The following is a 23,813-nucleotide window of genomic DNA, read 5'->3' on the forward strand; positions in this document are numbered from 1 at the left end:
AAAAGTTTGACGGGGAGGTGTTATCGGTTTTCCAGCCGGAAGGCGTCTTTCAAGGCGTCAGAGTTTTCTTGAATGCTACTCCAGTTCCGCAACAGCGCTTCCATTCTTCTCACAAACATGCCGAGGAAAGCGTAATTCGCGTTAGTTTTGAACTGATTGGATGATTGGTCAATGAGCAATAGGATGTTTTCCCAATGACTGTGCAGTTGCATGGTTGCGATTATTGCTGGGTTCACGACGTCGTATAATGAACCCATGCCAACTTTCAGTATTTGAAGTACGCCTTTAAGTTTGTTGTCTACTGCCAGCTTGCTGATTGCTTCTTCTCGACGCTTTATAAGCTCGCCGCCGGTTTTTCCGGAGGCTTTCATTTCTTCAGTGGCTGCCCTGGCAATACGGATGAGCGGACTGAACTCCAGGAGGTCCATTAATGCGCTGGGTTTAGTGTGTGTTTGCTTAATATCGGTTGCAAGCCGATTGAGCTCGCGATGAATGTTGGATATTTCGGTATCCAGTGTGTCGGGATTTGAAATTTGTATCATTTGTCCAACCCACGGTTGGATTTCGTTGATGAGGGTACGTTTAAAAGTATCCAGTTCCGTTAACGCTGCACTGGTTTTCAGTTTTTTTTCCTTGATAGATTCCTTGATGTAGTCGATTGTTTTCTGCAGGGTTTCAATTTTTAGTTCGTCGCCACCATTCAGTGATATCGCCGGGAGTGCACTGAGGTCGTCTTCCGTCAAGTCCCCTATTTTCATGGATTGATAGTTCTCCATGTTTTTAATAATTTTAACCGCGTCATCGCCATACTGATGAAGATCTTTTGAAAAACCTACGAGGGCGTTGCTGACGACAATCATGCTTTGTTGGGTTTTTTCCCATGAAAGGGCATGTTTGTTGATGATCTTGTAGTGGGTCACGATGTCTGTGATGAGTGTATCGGGGGCGTCTTTTAATTCTTTTTTTACATCCCCTGCTGTCAAGGGAAGGAGTTTTCCGGTATCGACATAGCGGGCGATAACGCGCACATCGTCACTGGTCACAACGGGTATTGGGTATTCCGGGCCATATTCCATTATCAATTTCCTTTAACTAAAGTTGTTTGTGTTTATCGAGTTACGTCTCGGTAGACGGAACTTCGTCGGTGCTATTGAAGATGTGAATAACGTGCCGAGTGTTAATCCCTATGTTCTGATGAGGGAAAAATCCTCAGTCGGCTATTGCGTTGGCCTTCGTTAGGGCCAACGCCTCATTTACTTAATTTCGATACGGGGGTGCTGTCACTGAATCGATCCTCCATGATGACTAAATCCAGATTGTTGGGCGCTAATTAAAAGCCGCCAGGCGCATTGTTTAGGGCGCTTGTCGAAAAGTTTTCCTTTTTCACATAAGCCCTGGGGCTCAGTAAGCAGCAATGAAGTGGATGTGGATACTGTGAAATATGACAGGTAAAAATACTTATTTGGAATGGAGTGTCGCTGAACTAGATCTGTTTGTTATATGGGGCGGTAGATATCGCCAGGTAGGCGATGTCCCCTGAATACCCCTGGACTGCTCATGGTTAAATCCGCGTCATAATCCGTGGCGTAGCATACGGACAGGGAAATGTGCGGCGAGTCTGGGCGAAATTTCACCGCACGGTATCGAGGGGCTACTTTTTACGAGCGTCTAATACGCTCGGGTTATCAGTTGGTTGATAGTTTTTGTATCTTCAACAGTTGTCTCCCATATTTTCATTGCTGCGTTCAGAGAATTTACGATGCTGTGAAGCGTTGAATAGGTTTTGACTTGCTTGGCCCTGGTATTGATTCGATCTAACTCGTCGCCCGTGCTAAGCCAAAGTGTCCTGATTTGCCCAATGCCTTGGTCAGCCTTGACCAACGGTTTGTCGAATATCTGAAGCCAGTTGTGCAGGCTTTCCAGTTGCGCGAACAGGACGTGCCCTTTTTTAGTCTGTGATACGAGTGATTCAATTTTCTGGCGGGTGTTGTCGTCCAACTCTGCAACCGCTGAATTATATTCGTGCAGGTGATTGGGGTGGATTCTTGAGGTTACGGTCTCTTCAAGATTACCTGGCCCACCCGGTGGTGATTCATTGAGCACTGTCACTACGAGACCGCGTAGTATTCCCATGTGATTGCTGACCAAGGTGCGCATAAAGTCATTGATAGGCATTTGTAGGAGCATGCCCTCCATTTCTTCTACAGTGTCTAGCTGTAAAAATTTTCTGATATGTGTTTGTATCTCATTCATAAGGCTTTCTTTGAACTTCTGAATACCCTGAGCCCCCGCTTCAGCTTTCTTGCCCAACGTGCCAAGCTCTTTTATAATTTCCCCCAAATCGATCATTGCACTCGACAGTAAATTTTCATCTTCTGCGCACACGGGGCAGCTGTCGCTATTTTCAACGTTCTGGTCTAATGCTTGTTTAAACGTGCGAGAATAATTGGCATAATCCGGTGATTGTTCTATAGTGCTCACCAGTGTGTTTGCCAGCTTTTTGAACGTCTCATACGTCGAGACTAATTCTGTACAGAGCTGTTTAATAGCAGCTTCTTGCTGCGGCCATTCGGTGGCATGCTTTACAATTGCGCTGATGATGTGATCTGCGCCGAGGCTGTAAACACCCGTCATTTTTTCAAAGTTGCTGGAAATGAGATCGGCTCCGGCGAACTCTTTCATTTGGCCGAAATTTGTTTCGAGCCGTTCGGCGAGTCCTACATATCGTTTGATGACCTCGACTTCATTTGGCGTAAGAATAGCAAAACGAGTGGGAGCGGTTGACATGGCCATATTCCTTATTAGCGTATTGCCAAAGTGTTGTTGTGCGCGAGTCATTGAGGGGGCGACGCGTGCTTAACCAATATCGTTAAAATATTCGCTGGTGAGGATATGCCCTGTAGACAAACCTTTTTCTGGACTGTAGCGAGGGCCGTGGGCCGCGGTGAAGTGACTACTTTTACCATTGAGGTATATGCTTCGCTCGCCCGATACGTCCCAGTTTACGGTATAGGACTTATCTCGCATCACCGTGTAACTGTCGTAGGATGCTTTAATAGTGGACAGTCGTTGATCAATATCAGTTTTTGTAAGCATTAATTTTTTACTGAGTGTCGCACTCCAACGAGTCAGGCAGGTCTCTGCATAATGACGAACGATATCGCCGGGTTCAAAAAATACTTTGTCACCACTGTTGCCGTCCGCTGCCGCATTTCCGACTAACGTAGCGTGCCGACCCGCCATAGGGTAAATATGCACTTTTGTACTGTCATCAAACTCTGGGATGACACAATCAAAGCCCAATGATCGTTCATCTCTCGCATAGAAGGCCACGTATTCTTTTACGTTCTTACCAAGCCGTGTTCTGCTTTCCTGTAATCTTAGTAGGCCGGGAACAGGGTCGATTGCAAAAATGTTGACAGGTATGTTAGCCAGCTGGCTGTCGTTGAGCATCGCATTGGCCAGCATCGTACAACTGGCGCCGCCTCGACTCCAGCCCACCAGATTGACCTGAGTTGGAATAACACCGTCTTTACGGAATTGTTTTATGATTTGCTCTTGCAATTGCTGTGGGGTGATAGGGCGATCACCATAGTCAAATTTACGCCAGAACCAGCTGCCTGTTGTTTTAACCTCTTCAATTGGAATTCCGGCATTTTTCAATTGGTCATAGTTTTCCTTTGTGAGCGTCTCACGCTGCCAATCAAATTTTCCTTTGATCATATTAACTGCATGTTTTACATTTTCTTCCCATCCTTGGCCAGCGGCTACTCCTGCCCATTTGTCATAGCCTCCCGGTTTTGTGAACAACTCGTCATCTTGAAGGTTCCCGCTACCAGGCCCGTTAAGGATTATCCAGTCGACATATTCTTTGCCTTGGTTGTTTTGTGCCAGGGTTGAAACGAGCTCTCCATTCCAATAGTTTGCTGCGGAATCGTCAAATTTGGTCGAGCTGGTGCCGCAAAAATAGACAGTAAAAATGCTCATTGGATGCTCTCATAGGTGTGAAGGTGCCCATGGATCAAAACACCTTAAAATGCGAAGAACTACTGTTAGAAATAACAGTTTTTTATAACTTATAGGCCTGTAATAAATATTCTTATGCGGTTTTGTTTGCGCAGGCTAGCGGTCTGCCATGTTCATTTAGTGCTCGTCAGCGTCGATTACGATTGAGTTCGCGATTTCAGTACGTTGGGTTATTTCGAACAATTGCGCTATCAAGCTCGCGAGCCTTCTCTACGCTCCTCCAAAAGGTCTGGCGAAAATTCGGCATCAGGTCTAGCTTTTTGGATGCAGGAATAAACCCATCGACTGATAAGGAGACCACCGTGCGTATTGTTCACCACGCCTTCCATCTGGTGCTGCTGGCAGCCTTGGGTACATCTATCGCTTGGGCGCACACCCCGGTGCCGGTCGCCGGCCTGCTGTTCGCAGATGCAGGAACACCCCAATGGAAAGACACCGGCCCCGTCACCAAGAAAAAGCGCAACGAGGTCAACTCCGGCAGTTGGCAACCCCAAGCCCAACCCGCACCCAAGGAGGATGCGGAAAACCCCTATAACGAAGGGGAAGACAGCGAAACCTATGACGACGGTGACACCTGAGGCCTGGCGCAAACCGGGCATTGGGACTAGCTTCTAACCTGGCGACGGTAAACGGCTGTCGTGCAGGATTCATCTACTGACTGGACGGAAATCGACCATGAGTATTTTTCAACGTGTAGTGCTGTTGATAAAAGTGCTGGTGCTGTTGTCGTTGGGGATGTCGACGGCCTGGGCGCATAACCCGGTGCAGGGCAGCCAGGCAGGGTTTGTGGCAGCGAAAACGGTGCAGACCGGTGGTTTGCAGCTGGCCAAGAGCGAGGCCGAGCCCGGTGATGAAGACCAGGGTGGCTCCAAGGATGACGATGACCAGCAAGCTCCGCCAGACGACGATGACTCCGAAGGCGACAGCGATACCTGAGTGATCAAAAAGCCCCTTGCGCCAGACGCATGTACCGTCCGGTGGGAGGGGCTTTAGAACACTCACTACGCCCGTCAGCCAATATCTTTAAAGTAGTCGCTGCTCAGGATATGTTCGATTGAAAGCCCCGCCTCCGGGCTGTAGTCGGCACTAGTAGCTGCAGTAAATTTAATATCCTTACTGCCTTTGGTAATGCTGCGCTCGCCTGCCGTTTGCGTACTGGTGGTGTACACCGTACTGCGCATTTTTACATACCCGCCCAGGTCAGCTTTTATCTTCGCGAGCTGTTCATTAATGTGTGCTGGCGAAAGATTAAGTTTCTTTTCCAGGCGCACACCCCAACGCGTCAGGCACACCTCTGCAAAGTGGCGAACGATCTGGCCCGGTTCTGCATAGACCTTTGCACCCTGGTCGCCGTTGGCGGCAGCATTGCCGACTAAGGTCGCGTGGCGGCCGGGCATGGGATAGATATGAACTTTGGTGGTTTTATCACATTCAGGAACCACACACGCGAAGCCCAGTGAGCGTTCATCCCTGGCGTAAAAAGCCACATATTCCTTGACGTTACTGCCGAGCTTTACCCGACTGTCCTGGAAGTTCAAGAGCCCAGGAACCGGATCGACGGCGAAGATGTTAACGGGCACTGTCTTTAAGGCGCTGTCATTCAACATGGCATTGGCGAGCATATGGCAGCTGATCCCGCCGCGACTCCAACCGACCAGGTTGACCTGGGTCGGAATGATGCCGTCTTTGCGAAAGGTCTTGATGATCTGCTCTTGCAGCGCTTGTTGCGTGACTTTGCGCGTACCGTAATCATAGGTGCGCCAGTACCAACTGCCGGTGATTTTGACCTCTTCAATGGGCACGCCGGCTTTCTGCAGTTGGTTGTAGTTTTCCTCGGTCAGTTTCTCTCGCTGCCAGGTAAACGTGCCTTTCATGATGTTGGCGGCGTGAGTAACGTTGTCTTCCCAGCCGGAACCCAAGGCTGTGCCCTTGAGTTGAGAGTAATTGCCGGACTTCGTGGACATCTCGTCGGCTTGCAGGTTGCCGCTGCCGGGGCCGTCGATAACGATCCATTCGGCAAACTCTTTACTGAGGCTTTGGGTGTTTTGCGCCAGGGTGGAAATCAGCTCGCCGTTCCAGTAATTGGCGTTGCTGTCATCGAATTTAGTTGAGCCGGTGCCACAGAAAAACACAGTGAAGGTTGTCATGAGCGCTTACCCGTCCATTGGATAAAGTTCGTGAATCCATCAAAGTGCAAATAGGGTTGGCTGACTACTGTGAGAACTCACAGTTGGTTAGATTGCTTTCGAATACTTAACGGATGTGACTAGTAGAAAGCGGGTGGTGAACACCCAAAAGAAAGCCCCTCCCGCCAGGCTGATGCGCAACCTGATGGGAAGGGCTGTAGAACGCATGTAATGCCCCGGAGCAAACCACCGGGGCATTTTTATTGCGGGTTCACGCCACAAACTGCTCCGCGTAGTGGCAAGCCACCTGACGGTTATCCAACGCACGCAACTGCGGCTCTTCGCTGCTGCACCGCGCGGTCGCGTACGGGCAGCGCTTGTGGAAAGCGCAGCCAGGCGGCGGGTTCAGCGGGTTGGGCAGCTCGCCGACGATCTTGATCTTCGGCTTGTTCGGGTCCGGGTGAATGGTCGGGGTGGCCGACAGCAGCGCCTGGGTGTAGGGATGCAGCGGGCGGGCGTAGATGTCGTCCTTGGGACCGACTTCCACCGGGCGACCGAGGTACATCACCATCACGTCATCGGCGACGTGTTGCACCACAGCCAGGTTGTGGGAGATGAACACGTAGGCCGTGTTGAATTCCTGCTGCAGGTCCATGAACAGGTTGAGCACCTGGGCCTGGATCGACACGTCGAGTGCAGAAGTAGGCTCATCCGCCACCAGCACTTTGGGTTGCAGCATCATCGCGCGGGCCAGTGCGATACGCTGGCGCTGGCCACCGGAGAACATGTGCGGGTAGCGCTGATAATGCTCAGGGCGCAGGCCCACTTGCTTCATCATTGCCTGCACTTTCTCGCGGCGTTCGGCGGCGGACAGGTTGGTGTTGATCAGTAGCGGCTCGCCGAGTTGATCACCGACCTTCTGGCGCGGGTTCAGCGAGGCGTACGGGCTCTGGAACACCATCTGCACGTCTTTGCGCAATTGCTTGCGCTGGGCCTTGTCGGCGCCGGCAACTTCCTGGCCGGCGATTTTCAAGGAGCCTGAAGACGGCTCTTCAATCAGCGTCAGCGCGCGGGCCAGGGTGGATTTGCCGCAACCCGATTCGCCAACCACGGCGAGGGTTTTGCCGGCTTCCAGTTCAAACGACACACCATTAAGTGCGCGTACCAGCGCGTGGCCCTTGAACAGGCCACGGGACACTTCATAGTGACGGGTGAGGTCGCGGGCGGTAAGAACGACGGCCATTACGCCACCTCCTGGTTCAAGGGGTAGAAGCAGCGCGCGAGGCTGTTGGTTTTCGGGTCAAGGCCGGGGCGCTGGGCACGGCAGGATTCCTGCACATACGGGCAACGCGGCGACAGCAGGCAACCCTGCGGGCGGTCGTAACGACCGGGCACGATGCCCGGCAGCGTGGCCAGGCGCGTGGCGCCCATGCTGTGCTCGGGGATCGCCTTGAGCAGCGCTTCGCTGTACGGGTGCGCCGGGATGTCGAACAACTGCGGCACCTGGCCGACTTCCACGGCTTGGCCGGCGTACATCACGCACACGCGCTGGGCGGTTTCGGCTACCACGGCCAGGTCGTGGGTGATCAGCACCAGGCCCATGTTCTGCTCTTTCTGCAGGGCCAGCAGCAGTTCCATGATCTGCGCCTGGATGGTCACGTCCAAGGCCGTGGTCGGTTCGTCGGCGATCAGCAGTTTCGGCTCGCCAGCAATCGCCATGGCGATTGCAACACGCTGGCTCATACCGCCGGACAGTTGGTGCGGGTAGGCGTCCATACGGCTGGCAGCGCCTGGGATTTCAACCTTTTCGAGCAGTTCGATCGCACGTTTACGCGCTTGCTTGCCGGACATTTTCAGGTGCAGGCGCAGCACTTCTTCAATCTGGAAACCCACGGTGTAGCTGGGGTTCAACGCGGTCATCGGGTCCTGGAACACCATCGCCAGGTCTTTGCCGACGATTTGGCGGCGCTGGCGGTTGCTCAGCTTGAGCATGTCCTTGCCGTCGAAGTTCAGCGCGTCGGCGGTGACAATGCCGGGGTGCTCGATCAGGCCCATCAACGCCATCATGGTCACGGATTTACCCGAGCCCGACTCGCCAACGATGGCCAATACTTCGCCTTTGTCGACGGAAATGTCGAGGCCATCGACCACCGGCACGGCGGTCTTGTCGCCGAAGCGGACGTTGAGATTCTTGATTTCTAACAGTGACATGGGAATCTCCTCAGGCGGCGTTCTTGAGTTTCGGGTCCAGCGCGTCGCGCAGGCCGTCACCCATCAAGTTGATTGCCAGCACGCTGAGCAAAATGGTCAAACCAGGCAAGCTCACCACCCACCAGGCGCGTTCGATGTAGTCACGGGCCGAAGCCAGCATGGTGCCCCACTCAGGGGTTGGCGGTTGTACGCCAAGGCCCAGGAAGCCCAGGGCCGCGGCATCGAGAATCGCCGACGAGAAGCTCAAGGTGGCCTGTACGATCAGCGGCGCCATGCAGTTAGGCAGCACGGTGATGAACATCAGGCGCGGCAGGCCGGCGCCGGCAAGGCGGGCGGCGGTCACGTAGTCGCGGTTCAGTTCGCCCATCACCGCCGCGCGGGTCAAACGCACGTAGGACGGCAAGGACACGATGGCGATGGCGATCACGGTGTTGATCAGGCCAGGGCCGAGGATCGCGACAATGGCGACAGCCAGCAGCAGCGACGGCAGGGCCAGCATGATGTCCATCAAACGCATGATGGTTGGGCCAAGCACGCGCGGGAAGAACCCGGCGAACAAGCCGAGCAGGATGCCCGGAATCAGCGACATCACCACCGACGACAAACCGATCAGCAAGGACAGGCGTGAGCCCTGGATCAGGCGCGAGAGCAGGTCACGGCCGAGTTCGTCGGTGCCGAGCAGGAATTGCATCTGCCCACCTTCCAGCCAGGCTGGCGGGGTCAGCAGGAAGTCACGGTATTGCTCGCTGGGGTTATGCGGTGCAACCCACGGGGCGAAGATCGCGCAGAACACGATCAGCAACATGAACAGCAGGCCGGCAACCGCGCCTTTGTTCTTGGAGAAGGCTTGCCAGAATTCTTTGTACGGGGACGGATACAGCAGGCTTTGATCGACTGCTACCGCTTGAGTAGGTGTGCTCATGTTCATGATCTCAGCGCTGGTGACGGATGCGTGGGTTGGCGAAGCCGTAGAGGATATCCACCACGAAGTTCACCAGGATCACCAGGCAGGCGATCAGCAGGATGCCGTTTTGCACCACCGGGTAGTCCCGCGCGCCAATGGCTTCGATCAGCCATTTGCCGATGCCGGGCCACGAGAAGATGGTTTCGGTCAGAACCGCACCGGCCAGCAGGGTGCCGACTTGCAGGCCGACCACGGTGAGTACCGGAATCAGCGCGTTACGCAGGCCGTGTACGAAGACCACGCGCGCCGGCGACAGGCCTTTGGCCTTGGCGGTACGGATGTAGTCTTCGCGCAGTACTTCGAGCATCGACGAACGGGTCATCCGCGCAATCACCGCCAGCGGGATGGTGCCGAGCACGATGGCCGGCAGGATCAGGTGGTGCAGGGCGTCGAAGAAGGCGTCCGGCTCGTCAGCCAGCAGGGTGTCGATCAGCATGAAGCCGGTGCGCGGCTCGATGTCGTAGAGCAGGTCGATACGCCCGGAAACCGGGGTCCAGCCCAGGCTTACGGAGAAGAACATGATCAGGATCAGGCCCCACCAGAAGATCGGCATCGAATATCCCGCGAGGGAGATGCCCATCACCCCATGGTCGAACAGGGATCCTCGTTTCAAGGCCGCGATCACCCCGGCCAACAGGCCCAGGATACCGGCGAACAGCAGGGCGGCCATGGACAGTTCCAGGGTCGCGGGGAAGAGGGCGGTGAATTCGGTCCACACGCTGGTGCGCGTGCGCAGGGATTCGCCGAGGTCGCCGTGGGCGAGCTTGCCTACATAGTCAAAGTATTGCGCGTACAGCGGCTTGTTAAGGCCGAGGCGTTCCATTGCCTGTGCGTGCATCTCGGGGTCGACTCGTCGTTCGCCCATCATGACTTCGACGGGGTCGCCGGGGATCATGCGAATCAACGCAAACGTCAGCAACGTGATGCCGAAAAACGTGGGGATCAATAACCCCAATCGGCGGGCAATAAAACTAAACATCTTGTTGTGTACCTCAATCAGCCGGTTAGGCAGGTTCGGCACCGTCAATGGCGACGGTGCCGAGCGTCTTCTCTTATTACTTCACCTGGGTGGTGGCGAAGTTATTGGTGGTCAGAGGGCTTTGGGTATAACCCTCGACGTTTTTGCGCATGGCGGTGAACATTTTCGGGTAAGCCATGGGAATCCATGGTTGGTCCTTCTCGAAAACGTCCATGGCTTGTTCATAGAGTGCAGCGCGCTGGGCGGGTTCAGCGATAGCGCGCGCCTTGTCGATCAAGTCTTGAAACTCTTTGTTACACCAGCGGGCGTAGTTTTCGCCGTTTTTGGCTGCATCGCAACTCAGGTTTGGCGTGAGGAAGTTATCCGGGTCACCGTTATCGCCTGCCCAGCCGGCGGAAACCATGTCGTGCTCGCCATTTTTAGCGCGCTTGAGCATCTCGCCCCATTCCATAACTTTGATATTGACCTTCAGGCCAATCTGCGCCAGATCCGCCTGCATGCGCTGGGCGCCGAGCATCGGGTTCGGGTTGGTCGGGCCGCCGCCGTTACGGGTGAACAGGGTGAACTCGGTGCCTTCCGGTACACCGGCTTCCTTGAGCAGGGCGCGGGCTTTATCCAGGTCACGCGCCGGGTTTTTCAGTTTGTCGCTGAAGCCCAGCAGCGTTGGCGGATACGGGCCGGTGGCATCAATGGCGTTGCCTTTGCCGTACAGGGACTCGTTGTAGCCTTTTTTGTCGAACGCGATGTTGATCGCGTGACGCACCCGCGCGTCGCTCATGTACTTGTGCGTGGTGTTCATGGCGGTATAGCTGGTGGTCATGGCCGCCAGTTCGGCGACTTTCAAGTTTGGATCAGCCTTGGCGCTCGGCACATCATCGGGCTTGGGATACAGCGCGATCTGGCATTCGTTGGCCTTGAGCTTTTGCAGGCGCACGTTGCTGTCGATCGTGATGGCCAGGATCAACGGGTCAGCCGGCGGCTTGCCACGGAAGTACTCCGGGTTGGCCTTGAAGCGCACTTGGGCGTCTTTGGCGTAGCGGTTGAAGATGAACGGCCCGGTGCCGATTGGCTTGGCGTTCAGGTCATCGGTCTTGCCGGACTTGAGCAACTGGTCGGCGTATTCGGCGGAGTGGATCGAGGAAAACGCCATGGCCAGGTCGGCCAGGAATGGGGCTTCAGGACGGGTCAGCGTGAAGACAACGGTGTGGTCGTCGGTCTTCGTGACGCTTTTGAGCAGTTCCTTGAAACCCATGCTTTCAAAGTACGGGTAGCCCACGTTGGACTTTTTGTGCCAAGGGTGATTCGGGTCCAACTGGCGCTGGAAGCTCCAAAGCACGTCGTCGGCATTCATGTTGCGCGTGGGTTTGAAGTAGTCGGTGGTGTGGAACTTGATGTCGTCACGCAGGTGGAACGTGTAGGTCAGGCCATCGGCGCTGATTTCCGGCAGGTCTTTGGCCAGTGCAGGCACGACTTCGGTGGTGCCGGGCTTGAAGTCCACCAGGCGGTTGAACATGGTCTCGGCGGCGGCGTCAGCGGTGACGGCCGTGGTGTACAGGACCGGGTCGAAACCCTCCGGGCTGGCTTCGGTGCAGACCACCAGCGGTTTGGCCGAAACGCCGATCGCGACGCTCAACAGCGCAGCGGCAATGGCGGCTTGTAGCGGGAGCATTTTCATTCAGAGCCCTCTGCAATCGATTGAACCAGACGAGCGTAGACGGCGGGCTCGTGATGAGCCCGCCGTCTACCTGGCGCTAATTAAAGAATGTTGAACGGGATGGTGGTCACCAGGCGGAACTCACGGATGTTGCCGTCAGCCTGTTGGGCGCTCGCACGGTGAGTGACGTAGGTGCCACGGATGGTGGTGGCTTTCAGAGGGCCGCTCTGGATAGCGTAGGAAGTACCCACGCCGTATTCCTGGTGCTTCTCGCCGTCTTGCGACTGAATGCCGTTATAAGCGAAGCCTTTCACGCCGCCGTCGCCGGTGTAGTGAGTACCGTCGATGCCCCAACCGCGAGCCGAGTAGATGTTGAACTTCAGGCCAGGCACGCCGTATTCGGCCATGTTGAGGCCGTAGGCGACCTGGAAAGACTTCTCGTTCGGACCGTTGAAGTCAGAGGTCAAGGAGTTGGCCAGGTAGATGCCGTTGGTTTCGTGCAGGTAGTCGAAGTACTCGTCACCGTTAACGGCCTGGTAGGAGAAGGTCAGGCTGTGAGCTTGGTGAGTCAGGCCCAGCGACAGCGAGTAGGTGTCGTTGTCGATCTTGCCCATCAACTTTTTGCCTTCGTCGACGGTTTTGTAGTAGTTCAGGCCGGTGGTCAGGGACAGGGTCTGGCTGTCACCCAGCTCGTGGGTAGCACCGACGTAGTATTGGTTCCAGAAGTCTTCGACGTTAGCGGCGAACACGCTGGTCTTCAGGCTTTTGAACGGCTGGTAGTTAAAACCTACAGTGCTTACCTTGTCGGTTTCCTGCTTGCCATTGCCGTATTCGGAACGGAATTTCGACAGGCTCTGCTCGGTACGTGGCGATACGCGATCAAAGATACCGCCCTGGAAGGACAGGTTGCTGAATTCCTGGCTGTCGAACGACACACCTTCAAAGCTCGAAGGCAGCGCACGGTTACCGATGGTGTCGACGATGCCGCTGCTGAAGTTCTGGCGACCGGCAGTCAAGGTGGTGTTCGAAACACGGAACTTGACGTTGGCCAGGCCCAGTTTGCTCCACTGGCCTACGGCATCGCCGTCGGAGTCAGCCAGGGTGCGGTTGGAACCGCCCTTGATGTCACGCTTGCTGCGATCCAGTGCCACAACGTTGTAAGCCGCCACTTCGGTCGACACGCCCACGGTGCCTTGGGTGAAGCCCGAGGAGTAGTTGAGGATGGTGCCTTGCAGCCAGTTCGTGCGGTTCGCGTCGGTTTCTGTCACGCCGTGCTTCTGATACGAGAAGCGCTGACCACGGAATTTACGCTCGCTGGAGAACCAGTTACGGGTTGTACCGCCCAGGCTTTGGCCGTCGATAAAGCCTTTGGCCTCGCTTTGGGCGCTGGTGCCGGCCAAGGTGGTTGGAACGAAGTCCTGGCTTTGGGTTTCAGCGAAGGCGGTTGCCGTGATGCTGCTGATGGCCAAGGCCAGAAGCGCTTTGCTGCTCAGTTTCATGGGTGGAGCTCCTTTGGTTCTCTTTTTAATGCCGGTCTTTTTAGGTGAACCGGCTATTGGGTGTGTAACTCGTTCAAGCCTTTGCAAACGTTTGCCGTAGGAAATTTCCCAACAAAAGGCTGCACGTTTGCCAGGAAGCCAGTTTGGCTCCCTGCAATCCGGTTATTTTTTTATGGGGTGATACTGACGCCCGAGAACACGTTGCGGCCGAAGGGGCTCACTTTGAAACCTTCGACTTTGGCGCTTAACGGCTGGTTGACCGTCGAGTGGGCGACTGGCGTGATCGGCACCTGTGCTTTAAGCAGTTGCTGCGCCTGTTTGTACAGAACAGTCCGTTGTTCGCGGTCGGTGACGACCTTGGCTTGCTTGATCAGCTTGTCGTACGACGGGTCACACCACATGGAGTAGTTGTTCCCGCCGATGGCGTCGCAGCTATAAAGAGTGCCCAGCCAGTTGTCCGGGTCACCGTTGTCGCCGGTCCAGCCGATCAGGCTGATGTCGTGCTCACCGTTCTTGGTGCGCTTGATGTACTCGCCCCACTCGTAGCTGACGATCTTGACCTTGAGGCCGATCTTGGCCCAGTCACTTTGCAGCATCTCGGCCATCAGCTTGGCGTTGGGGTTATACGGACGTTGCACCGGCATCGCCCACAGGGTGATCTCGGTGCCTTCCTTCACGCCGGCCGCCTTGAGCAACTCTTTGGCTTTTTCCGGGTTGTAGGCGGCGTCCTTGATGGTGTCGTCGTAGGACCACTGGGTCGGCGGCATGGCGTTGACTGCCAGCTGGCCGGCGCCCTGGTACACGGCATTGAGGATGCTTTGCTTGTTCACCGCCATGTCCAGCGCCTGGCGCACTTCGAGCTGGTCGAAGGGTTTGTGGCGAACGTTGTAGGCGATGTAGCCGAGGTTGAAGCCTGGCTTGGTCAGCAGTTGCAGGTTTGGGTCGGCCTTGAGGGCGTCGACGTCGGCCGGGCGTGGGTGCAGGGTTACCTGGCACTCGCCGGCCTTGAGTTTTTGCACCCGCACCGAGGCGTCGGTGTTGATGGCGAAGATCAGTTGGTCCAGCTTGACCCGGCTCGGGTCCCAGTACTGTTTGTTGCCCACATAACGGATCTGCGAGTCTTTCTGGTAGCGCTGGAATACAAACGGGCCAGTGCCGATGGGCTTCTGGTTGATGTCGCTGGGTTTGCCTTCTTTAAGCAATTGCTCGGCGTATTCGGCCGACAGAATCGAGGCAAAGCTCATGGCGATGTTTTGCACGAACGCGGCGTCGACCGTGTTCAAGGTGATCACCACGGTGTGCGGGTCGGTTTTTTCGACCTTGGCAATGTTCTTGTTCAGGCTCATTCCGTTGAAGTACGGAAACTCGGTGGGGTAGGCCTTGCGAAACGGATGGTCGGGGTCAAGCATGCGGTTGAAGGTGAACAGCACGTCGTCGGCGTTGAAGTCGCGCGTCGGCTTGAACTCCTTGTTGCTGTGGAATTTCACCCCTTCACGCAGGTGAAAGGTGTAGGTCAGGCCGTCTTCGGAAATATCCCACTTAGTTGCCAGCCCAGGCACCACATTGGTCGCGCCCTTTTCGAACTCAACCAGTCGGTTGTACAGCGGCTCGGCCGCATCGTTGTCGGTGGCGGTGGTGTATTGCGCGGTGTCAAACCCTGCCGGGCTGCCTTCAGAGCAGAACACCAGGCTCTTCTTGTCGGCGGCTTGGCCCATCGTGGCCACAGCCAGCAGGCTGGTGCCAAAAATTGCGGATAGAACGGTGGTATGGCGCATGACGATCCCGATCCTTGTTTGTAATTGTCATCAGTGAGCAATCACCCAGGCTTTTGCCTGGGAGACATCACTGATCCCACACGCAGCAAGTGCCTTTCCGAGATTGGAGCCTCTGCTGTCCTACGACGTTATGGGTCGCGGACCTCGCAGTAAATGCGCCAAAACGGATTGACCTTGTAGGTAACGGAGCTGTACGTCGCGGCTCATTGCTGTCAGACACAATGAGTACGGTCGTAGTCTGTTTCCTACGGTCTGGGCGGATGCAATAACGGCGACGTTGTGAAACGTCGCCGTTATTAATCCTTACTTGCCGCTTACGCTCACGCCGTAAAAGGAGTTCAAGCCAAACGGGCTGATCTTGAAGTCCTGCACGGTGTTGCGCATGGGTTGATACACCGTCGAGTGCGCGATAGGTGTCATCGGGACTGCATCTTTGAGGATATGTTGCGCCTGCTTGTACAGCTCGGTGCGTTTGGCGACATCCGATGTGGCCTTGGCTTCTTTCACGATGCCATCGAATTTTTTGTCGCACCATTTGGAGAAGTTGTTACCGGCCAGCGAGTCGCAGCCGAACAGCACGTTCAGCCAGTTGTCCGGGTCACCATTGTCGCCGCTCCAGCCAATGATCATGGCCTGGTTCTCGCCGCCTTTGGAGCGCTTGATGTACTCGCCCCACTCGTAGCTGACGATGTTGACCTTCAGGCCGATCTGTTTCCAGTCGTTCTGCAGCATCTCAGCCATCAGCTTGGCGTTCGGGTTGTACGGACGTTGAACCGGCATCGCCCACAGGGTGATTTCGGTGCCTTCCTTGACGCCTGCTTCCTTGAGCAAAGCCTTGGCTTTGGTCACGTCGTGCGGGGCATCCTTGATGGTGGTGTCGTAGGACCATTGGGTCGGCGGCATGGCGTTGACGGCCAGTTGACCGGCACCTTGGTACACGGAGTCGATGATCTGCTGCTTGTTCACCGACATATCCAGGGCTTCACGCACCCGCAGGTCCGACAGCGGGTTAGGCGCGGTCTGGCCTTTGAGTACCGGCATGACGTTGTAGGCGATGTAGCCCAGGTTGAAACCGGCCTGGTGCGGCAGTTTCAGGTCCTTGTCTTCACCCAGCGCCTTGAGGTCGGCCGGACGCGGGAACAGAGTGACCTGGCATTCGTTTTTCTTCAGCTTCTGGATACGCACCGACGGGTCGGTGGTGATGGCGAAGATCAGGTTGTCGATCTTCACGTCCTCAGGCTTCCAGTAATCCTTGTTGCCGGTGTAACGGATGTTGGAGTCTTTCTGGTAGCTCTTGAACACGAACGGGCCAGTGCCGATTGGCTTCTGGTTGATGTCCTGAGCCTTGCCTTCTTTCAACAGTTGGGCGGCGTATTCAGCCGACTGGATCGAGGCGAAGCTCATCGCCAGGTTCTGGATGAACGCTGCGTCCACGGTGCCAAGGTTGAACTTGACGGTGTGGTCATCGACTTTCTCGATGTTCTTGATATTGGTGTCCATCCCCATGTCCGTGAAGTACGGGAACTCGGTGGGGTAGGCTTTGCGGAACGGGTCGTCCTTGTTGATCATGCGGTTGAACGTGAACAGCACGTCATCGGCATTGAAGGTACGGGTCGGCTTGAAGTACGAGGTGGTGTGGAACTTGACGCCGTCACGCAAGTGGAAGGTGTACGTCAGGCCATCCGGGGACACGTCCCAGCTGGTGGCCAGCCCAGGAATCACAGCGGTGCCGCCGCGTTCGAACTGGGTCAGACGGTTGAACATGGTTTCGGCCGAAGCATCGAAGTCTGTTCCGGTGGTGTACTGGCCTGGGTCAAAACCGGCCGGGCTCCCTTCGGAGCAGAACACCAGGTTAGTCGCCGCTTGGGCGAAAGGGGCTGCGGCCATAAGGCCAGCGCTAACTAAAAGCGGAATGACTGCGTGTTTAAGCATGTTGGCCTCATGATTTGTTGTCATTTTTGGTGGTGAGGGCGACCTCGTGAGTCGGCCTGCGGATACTTATGCAGGGGCCATACCCATTGCAAGATGCTGAACGGCTACGAAGGGAAAACTGTGGTACGAACGTACAGGAATGTCGCATTTATGAAAGTTTGTACATAAATGCATATATATAGAGGGTTTTTTCGGTGCATCTGGCGCACCAAAAACGCCCAACCGAGCGGTCTGGCGCACTCGGTTGGGGCGTAGCTGTTACTTATCTAGACTGACACCATAAAACGGCGTCAGGCCAAAAGGGCTGATCTTGAAGTCCTTTACTTCCTTTCGCAGGGGCTGGAAAACCGTCGAGTTTGCAATAGGCGTTATAGGTACTTGTTCCTTAAGTATTTTCTGCGCCTGTTGATACCACTTGATGCGCTGCTCACGGTCGCTGCTGACCTTCGCCTGCTGCACGAGTTTGTCGTAGGCCGGGTTACACCATTTGGCGTAGTTGCTGCCTTTGACCGCGGCACAACTGTAGAGCACGCCGAGCCAGTTATCCGGGTCGCCATTGTCGCCGGTCCAGCCATAAATCATCGCGTCGTGCTCGCCATTTTTGGCGCGCTTGATGTACTCGCCCCACTCATAGCTGACGATGTTGGCTTTGATACCGATTTTTTCCCAATCCTGTTGGATCATTTGTGCCGACATTCGCGCGTTGGGGTTGGAGGCGCGTTGCACGGTCATCGCCCACAAGTTGATGGTGGTACCTGGTGCAACCCCTGCTTCTTTTAGTAGCGCCCGAGCCTTGGCCGGGTCGTACGGCGCGTCCTTGATGGTGGGGTCATAAGACCACTGCGCCGGAGGCAGGGCGTTCTGCGCCAATTGCCCGGCGCTTTGGTACACGGCTTTGATAATTGCCGGTTTATCGATGGCCATGTCCAGCGCCTGACGCACCTTGAGTTGATCCAGCGGCGGGTGGGTCACGTTGTAGGCGAGAAAGCCCAGGTTGAAGCCCGCTTGTTGCAACACGCGCAGGTGCGGGTCCTGTTTCATCACCTCGATATCGGCCGGGCGCGGGTAACCGCTGACCTGGCATTCGCCGGCCTTGAGTTTCTGCAAGCGCGAGGCGGCGTCCGGGGTGATGGCGAACACCAGGTTGTCGAGCTTCACATCCTCCGGTTTCCAATACTGCTTATTGGCCGCGTAGCGAATCTGCGAGTCTTTCTGGTAACGCTTGAACACAAACGGTCCGGTGCCCACGGGTTTCTGGTTGATCTCCTCGGCCTTGCCTTCTTTTAAAAGTTGGGCGGCGTATTCGGCCGATTGCACCGAAGCGAAGCTCATCGCCAGGTTCTGCACGAACGAGGCATCGACGTTGTTCAGGTTGAAACGCACGGTGTGCTCGTCGAGTTTTTCGACGTTTTTGATCGTGGTGTTCAAGCCCATGTCGGTGAAGTACGGCGACTCGGACGGGTAAGCCTTGCGAAACGGACTGTCGGCATCCAGCAAGCGGTTGAAGGTGAACAGCACGTCATCCGCGTTGAAGTCGCGGGTAGGGGTGAAGTAGTCGGTGGTGTGAAACTTGACGCCATCGCGCAGATGGAAGGTGTAGGTCAGGCCGTCATTGGATACATCCCAGCGCGTCGCCAGGCCGGGTTCGACTTCGGTGCCGCCACGCTTGAACTGGGTCAGGCGGTTGAACACGGTTTCGGCTGAGGCATCGAAGTCGGTGCCGCTGGTGTACTGGCTGGGGTCGAAACCGGCGGGGCTGGCTTCGGAGCAGTAGACCAGGGTGCTGGCCGCTTGGGCCATTGGCATGAACGCCAGCAGGCTCGCGGCCAGGAGTAGCGGTTTGAAAGCGGTTCTTTCCATGGAAACTCCTGAAGTGGCAGGCCTATAAAGCCGCCCAAACGAAAACGGCGGCCACCGAGGTTACCGCCGTTCAGGTTTGTCAGGTAGCGGTCACTACATCAGTACTTCGATCACGCCATCGGCGCTCATGTTGACCTGGCTGGTGCCGGCTTCGACTTCAGGGGTCGGTGCCGAATCCGCCATGGCCGCTTTCATCATCATGCCGGCACCGCGCGCGTAAGGCATCGGGTAGCCATTGGTGTTGAAGTTCAGGTTGACGATCTTGTAACCCTTGCCACCGAGCGCATCGGTGGCCAGTTGGGCGCGGGCCTTGAACGCGGTGACGGCGTCTTTGAGCAACGCGTCTTCGCTGGACTTGCGCGTGCTGTCGGCGATGGCGAAGTCCATGTTTTCCATTTTCAGTGTGTTCAGCAGGTCGCCAGTAAGCTTGGACAGGGCCGGGAAGTCGACACTTTCCAGGCGCAGCTCGGCGCGCTCACGCCAGCCGGTGATCTTCTGGTTCTTGTTGTCGTAGATCGGGTAGCTGTTACGGCTGCCCTGGCGCAGGGTTACGCCTTTGACTTCGCGCGCCTCGCCCAGGGCCTTGTTCATCGTGTTGGTGATTTCGGCGGCGAGCTTGGCCGGGTCGGTGTTCTGCGACTCGGTGTAGAGGGTGACGATCATCTTGTCGCGAGCCACTTCCTGGCTGACTTCGGCACGCAGGGAAATCTGGTTGTAGTGCAGCTCATCGGCAGCCATCGCCGGAAGGCTGGCCAGGGCGCTGGCGCTGAGGGTCAGAACGGCGGCACTGCGAGTGAAACGAGACATGGAAGCTCCTTGGAATGTTCGTGTTCGGTATGACTGTAGACGGTGCTATCGGGTTCTTCGGGTTTACACATTCGCTACAAGTTGTGGTGGTGCCGACGAACGGTTATTTGCCCGGCCTGCGGCAAAGAGCCACACGCGCCGTGCCAGCAGGTCGGCTTCGTTTATACTTCTGCCGATCCGCCTGCAGCGCTCACCGGGAGAGCTCATGCTCGCCGCCGTAAAACTGACTTCCGCCACCCGCCAGAACCTCTGGCGCCTGACGTTTATCCGCACCCTGGTACTGGCCGCACAGGCCGGCTCCGTCGGGCTCGCGTATTGGTTCGACCTGCTGCCGTTGCCGTGGCTGCAACTGGCCGTGACCCTCTGCTTCTCCATCGTCTTGTGTGTGTTCACGGCCATTCGGCTGCGCACCACGTGGCCGGTGACCGAGCTGGAGTACGCCCTGCAACTGGCCTGCGACCTGTTTATCCACAGCGTGTTGCTGTATTTCTCCGGTGGCTCCACCAACCCCTTCGTTTCGTATTACCTGGTGCCACTGACCATCGCTGCCGTCACGTTGCCGTGGCGCTACTCGGTGGTGCTGTCGGGTATCGCGCTGACCCTGTACACCTTGCTGCTGGCACAGTTCTACCCGTTGCAGACATTCCCCATCGCCAGGGAAAATCTGCAGATCTACGGGATGTGGCTGAGTTTCGCCCTGTCTGCAGCTGTGATCACCTTCTTTGCTGCACGCATGGCCGAAGAGTTGCGCCGCCAGGAAGAATTGCGCGCCATTCGCCGCGAAGAAGGCCTGCGTGACCAGCAATTGCTCGCGGTCGCCACCCAGGCTGCCGGCGCCGCCCATGAATTGGGCACGCCGCTGGCGACCATGAGCGTGCTGCTTAATGAAATGGTCCAGGACCATCACGATCCGGCCCTGCAAGACGACTTGAGTGTGTTGCAGGAACAGGTCAAGCAATGCAAACAGACCTTGCAGCAACTGGTGCGTGCCGCCGAAGCCAATCGCCGCCTGGCGGTCGAGATGCAGGACGTGACCCAGTGGCTCGATGAAGCCCTGAACCGCTGGCACCTGATGCGCCCCGAGGCCAGCTATCGCTTCAACCTGCTGGGCCAGGGCACGGTGCCGCGCATGGCGCCGCCGCCGGACCTGACCCAAGCCCTGCTCAACCTGCTGAACAACGCCGCCGACGCCTGCCCCGAAGGCCTGGGCGTGCAGTTGGACTGGGACGCGGAAAACGTGACCATCAGCATTCGTGACCACGGCGCGGGCGTGCCGCTGGCGATTGCCGAGCAAATCGGCAAACCCTTCTTTACCACCAAGGGCAAAGGCTTCGGCCTCGGCCTGTTTTTGAGCAAGGCCAGCGTGACCCGCGCGGGCGGCTCAGTGAAGCTCTATAGTCATGAGGAAGGCGGCACGCTCACCGAGCTGCGCCTGCCCCGTGTCGCACGAGGAGATATCGATGAGTGACGAGATCCAAGTCGAAGGCGAAGAACTGCCGCACCTGTTGCTGGTAGATGACGACGCCACTTTTACCCGCGTGATGGCCCGCGCCATGAGCCGCCGTGGTTTCCGCGTCAGCACCGCAGGCTCGGCCGAAGAAGGCCTGGCCATCGCCCAGGCCGATCTGCCGGACTACGCCGCGCTCGACCTGAAAATGGACGGCGACTCCGGCCTGGTGCTGCTGCCCAAGCTGCTCGAGCTTGACCCGGAAATGCGCGTGGTGATCCTCACCGGTTACTCCAGCATCGCCACCGCCGTCGAGGCGATCAAGCGCGGCGCCTGCAACTACCTGTGCAAACCGGCGGACGCCGACGACGTGCTGGCCGCCTTGCTGTCCGAGCACGCTGACCTGGACACGCTGGTGCCGGAAAACCCGATGTCGGTGGACCGCCTGCAGTGGGAACACATCCAGCGCGTGCTGACCGAGCACGAAGGCAACATCTCCGCCACCGCCCGCGCCCTGGGCATGCACCGGCGCACCCTGCAGCGCAAGCTGCAGAAGCGCCCGGTACGGCGCTGAACAAAGTCTGAACAATCCGCTTCAGGCCGCACGGAGCCCTGAACCGATCGTCTATGATCGGTTCAAACGCCTGTCACATTTTCTTACAGAGCCTGAACGATGAATCAGAACGCTGAGTATTCCGCGGTCAACGACGCGGTGCGTGGGCAATTCTTCCGTCGCACCTGGGCGCTGATCGCGCCCTATTGGCGCAGTGAAGAGAAGGGCAAGGCCTGGTTGTTGCTGGCCGCGGTGATTGGTTTGTCGCTGTTCAGCGTGGCCTTTTCCGTTTGGATCAACCATTGGTACAAAGACTTCTACAACGCCCTTGAGAAGAAGGACACGGCGGCTTTCTGGCAACTGATCGGCTATTTCTGCGTGCTTGCCGCCGTGGCCATTGTGGGGGCGGTCTACCGCTTGTACCTGACGCAGATGCTGACCATTCGCTGGCGCGCTTGGCTCACCGAAAAGTATTTTGCGCGCTGGCTCAGCCACAAGAACTACTACCAGCTGGAGCAGGGCGGCTACACCGATAACCCGGACCAGCGCATTTCCGAAGACCTCAATAACTTCACCTCCACGACGTTGAGCCTCAGCCTGGGGCTGCTGCGTAACGTGGTCAGCCTGGTGTCGTTCTCCATCATCCTCTGGGGCGTGTCGGGCAGCATCGAAGTGTTTGGCATCTCCATCCCCGGTTACATGTTCTGGTGTGCGCTGCTGTATGCCGCCGTCGGCAGTTGGCTGACGCACCTGATCGGCCGACGCTTGATCGGCTTGAGCAACCAACAACAACGTTTCGAAGCGGACCTGCGTTTCTCCATGATTCGGGTGCGGGAGAATGCCGAGAGCATCGCCCTGTACAACGGCGAGTCAAACGAGAATCAGCGTTTGAGCACGCGGTTCGGCAAGGTCTGGCACAACTACTGGGACATTATGCGAGTGTCCAAGCGCCTGACGTTCTTTACCGCCGGTTACGAGCAGATCGCCATCGTCTTTGCGTTTATCGTCGCGGCACCGCGCTACTTCGCCGGCAAAATCGAGCTCGGCGAGCTGATGCAAATCAACTCGGCGTTCGGCAACGTACAGGGCAACTTCAGTTGGTTTATCACCGCTTACTCCGACCTGGCCAGCTGGCGCGCCACCAGTGATCGTCTGCTGAGTTTCCATCAAGCCATGAGCGAAAACGAACAGCGTGCGCCGGCCATTGATGTGCGCCCGGAAGGCGAGCGTTTGGTGGTGAGCGACTTGGGCATGGACCTGGCCGACGGCCGTCACTTGCTCACCGATGCCGACATGACCGTAGAGCCGGGGCAGCGTGTGATGCTCAGCGGGCGTTCCGGCAGTGGCAAAAGTACGCTGCTGCGGGCGATGGGGCACTTGTGGCCGGCGGGTCATGGCAGCATTCGTTTGCCGGCTGCGCGTTACCTGTTCCTGCCGCAAAAGCCTTATTTGCCGATTGGTACGTTGAAGGCGGTGCTGAGTTATCCACAGGATGACAGCGTTTACCCGGCAGAACGTTATGCACAGGTCCTGGAAACCTGCCGCTTGCCGCACTTGGTCAGTCGCCTGGATGAGGCCAACCACTGGCAGCGCTTGCTCTCGCCAGGTGAGCAGCAGCGCTTGGCATTTGCCCGTGCGTTGTTGTTCGCGCCGCAATGGCTGTACATGGACGAAGCCACCTCGGCGATGGATGAAGAGGATGAGGCGAGTTTGTATCAGGCGTTGATCGATGAGTTGCCGGGGTTGAGCATCGTCAGCGTCGGCCACCGCAGCAGCCTCAAGCGCTTCCATGGGCGGCATGTGCGGATTGAGGGTGGGTTGTTGCAGGAACAGCTGCCGGCCTAAGGTTATACGCAGTCGGTGTGGGAGCTGGCTTGCCTGCGATGCGAGCGCCTCGGTGTATCAGTGAGATACAGTCGATGCCATCGCAGGCAAGCCCGCTCCCACAGTGGATCTTCACCAATCAAGTTATTAGCCCCC

The 23,813-nt window shown here is 56.7% G+C and carries 19 protein-coding genes; 5 read left to right on the plus strand and 14 right to left on the minus strand.

Annotated features, from left to right (window positions below; genetic code table 11):
* Positions 1 to 20 precede the first annotated feature (20 nt).
* From L8I05_RS20855 to L8I05_RS20865, 3 genes are all read right to left on the minus strand, one after another.
* The gene (locus tag L8I05_RS20855; protein WP_242171347.1) at positions 21 to 1,076 is read right to left on the minus strand and encodes an alpha-xenorhabdolysin family binary toxin subunit A; all 1,056 of its coding nucleotides are present in this window, start codon (positions 1,074 to 1,076) and stop codon (positions 21 to 23) included.
* 592 nt (positions 1,077 to 1,668) lie between these two features.
* Complete coding sequence (locus L8I05_RS20860; protein ID WP_242171349.1) at positions 1,669 to 2,787, minus strand: hypothetical protein; 1,119 nt, start codon at positions 2,785 to 2,787, stop codon at positions 1,669 to 1,671.
* A 69-nt stretch (positions 2,788 to 2,856) separates the two neighbouring features.
* Positions 2,857 to 3,987, minus strand: coding sequence for a hypothetical protein (locus L8I05_RS20865; protein WP_242171350.1), 1,131 nt, complete (start codon positions 3,985 to 3,987; stop codon positions 2,857 to 2,859).
* 341 nt (positions 3,988 to 4,328) lie between these two features.
* Here L8I05_RS20865 and L8I05_RS20870 point away from each other — a divergent pair, with 341 nt between their 5' ends.
* Positions 4,329 to 4,604 carry a hypothetical protein gene (locus tag L8I05_RS20870; RefSeq protein ID WP_242171352.1) on the plus strand — a complete coding sequence of 92 codons (276 nt, stop codon included), beginning with the start codon at positions 4,329 to 4,331 and terminating at the stop codon, positions 4,602 to 4,604.
* Between the two features lie 97 nt (positions 4,605 to 4,701).
* The gene (locus tag L8I05_RS20875; protein WP_242171353.1) at positions 4,702 to 4,962 is read left to right on the plus strand and encodes a hypothetical protein; all 261 of its coding nucleotides are present in this window, start codon (positions 4,702 to 4,704) and stop codon (positions 4,960 to 4,962) included.
* A gap of 74 nt (positions 4,963 to 5,036) precedes the next feature.
* Here the strand turns inward: L8I05_RS20875 and L8I05_RS20880 are convergent, their stop codons facing one another.
* The 11 genes from L8I05_RS20880 to L8I05_RS20930 form a co-directional block, all read right to left on the minus strand.
* Positions 5,037 to 6,173, minus strand: coding sequence for a hypothetical protein (locus tag L8I05_RS20880; protein WP_242171354.1), 1,137 nt, complete (start codon positions 6,171 to 6,173; stop codon positions 5,037 to 5,039).
* A gap of 250 nt (positions 6,174 to 6,423) precedes the next feature.
* Positions 6,424 to 7,395, minus strand: a complete 972-nt coding sequence (locus L8I05_RS20885) for a peptide ABC transporter ATP-binding protein (RefSeq protein WP_064450678.1) — start codon at positions 7,393 to 7,395, stop codon at positions 6,424 to 6,426.
* Positions 7,395 to 8,363, minus strand: coding sequence for an ABC transporter ATP-binding protein (locus tag L8I05_RS20890; protein WP_242171356.1), 969 nt, complete (start codon positions 8,361 to 8,363; stop codon positions 7,395 to 7,397). The genes L8I05_RS20885 and L8I05_RS20890 overlap by 1 nt, the downstream gene beginning before the upstream one ends.
* Positions 8,364 to 8,373: 10 nt before the next feature.
* Positions 8,374 to 9,285: an ABC transporter permease subunit gene (locus L8I05_RS20895; protein ID WP_159954214.1), complete on the minus strand. Its 912-nt coding sequence runs from the start codon at positions 9,283 to 9,285 to the stop codon at positions 8,374 to 8,376.
* A 10-nt stretch (positions 9,286 to 9,295) separates the two neighbouring features.
* A complete protein-coding gene (locus tag L8I05_RS20900; protein ID WP_078740765.1) occupies positions 9,296 to 10,306 on the minus strand; it encodes an ABC transporter permease subunit in 1,011 nt (336 codons plus the stop codon).
* A gap of 76 nt (positions 10,307 to 10,382) precedes the next feature.
* Positions 10,383 to 11,981: an ABC transporter substrate-binding protein gene (locus L8I05_RS20905; RefSeq protein ID WP_242171359.1), complete on the minus strand. Its 1,599-nt coding sequence runs from the start codon at positions 11,979 to 11,981 to the stop codon at positions 10,383 to 10,385.
* A gap of 80 nt (positions 11,982 to 12,061) precedes the next feature.
* Positions 12,062 to 13,459: an OprD family porin gene (locus L8I05_RS20910; protein WP_159954217.1), complete on the minus strand. Its 1,398-nt coding sequence runs from the start codon at positions 13,457 to 13,459 to the stop codon at positions 12,062 to 12,064.
* 170 nt (positions 13,460 to 13,629) lie between these two features.
* The gene (locus L8I05_RS20915; protein ID WP_242171362.1) at positions 13,630 to 15,234 is read right to left on the minus strand and encodes an ABC transporter substrate-binding protein; all 1,605 of its coding nucleotides are present in this window, start codon (positions 15,232 to 15,234) and stop codon (positions 13,630 to 13,632) included.
* A 303-nt stretch (positions 15,235 to 15,537) separates the two neighbouring features.
* Complete coding sequence (locus L8I05_RS20920) at positions 15,538 to 17,166, minus strand: ABC transporter substrate-binding protein (RefSeq protein WP_242171364.1); 1,629 nt, start codon at positions 17,164 to 17,166, stop codon at positions 15,538 to 15,540.
* A gap of 258 nt (positions 17,167 to 17,424) precedes the next feature.
* On the minus strand, positions 17,425 to 19,026 hold the full coding sequence (locus tag L8I05_RS20925) for an ABC transporter substrate-binding protein (protein WP_242171366.1): 1,602 nt from the start codon (positions 19,024 to 19,026) through the stop codon (positions 17,425 to 17,427).
* Between the two features lie 93 nt (positions 19,027 to 19,119).
* A complete protein-coding gene (locus L8I05_RS20930; RefSeq protein ID WP_242171367.1) occupies positions 19,120 to 19,833 on the minus strand; it encodes an SIMPL domain-containing protein in 714 nt (237 codons plus the stop codon).
* A 205-nt stretch (positions 19,834 to 20,038) separates the two neighbouring features.
* Between L8I05_RS20930 and L8I05_RS20935 the strand changes: the two genes are divergently transcribed.
* The 3 genes from L8I05_RS20935 to L8I05_RS20945 all read left to right on the plus strand — a co-directional run bounded on the left by L8I05_RS20935 (position 20,039) and on the right by L8I05_RS20945 (position 23,678).
* Positions 20,039 to 21,301, plus strand: coding sequence for an ATP-binding protein (locus tag L8I05_RS20935; RefSeq protein ID WP_159954223.1), 1,263 nt, complete (start codon positions 20,039 to 20,041; stop codon positions 21,299 to 21,301).
* Positions 21,294 to 21,854 (plus strand): response regulator transcription factor, encoded by a 561-nt coding sequence (locus L8I05_RS20940; protein WP_010565532.1) that lies wholly within the window; start codon positions 21,294 to 21,296, stop codon positions 21,852 to 21,854. The genes L8I05_RS20935 and L8I05_RS20940 overlap by 8 nt, the downstream gene beginning before the upstream one ends.
* 99 nt (positions 21,855 to 21,953) lie before the next feature.
* Positions 21,954 to 23,678: an ABC transporter ATP-binding protein/permease gene (locus L8I05_RS20945; protein ID WP_242171368.1), complete on the plus strand. Its 1,725-nt coding sequence runs from the start codon at positions 21,954 to 21,956 to the stop codon at positions 23,676 to 23,678.
* Positions 23,679 to 23,813: the final 135 nt, after the last annotated feature.

It is taken from the genome of Pseudomonas sp. MONT-RG-20F-20-E-7-02, from assembly GCF_022662395.1.
Lineage (GTDB): Bacteria > Pseudomonadota > Gammaproteobacteria > Pseudomonadales > Pseudomonadaceae > Aquipseudomonas.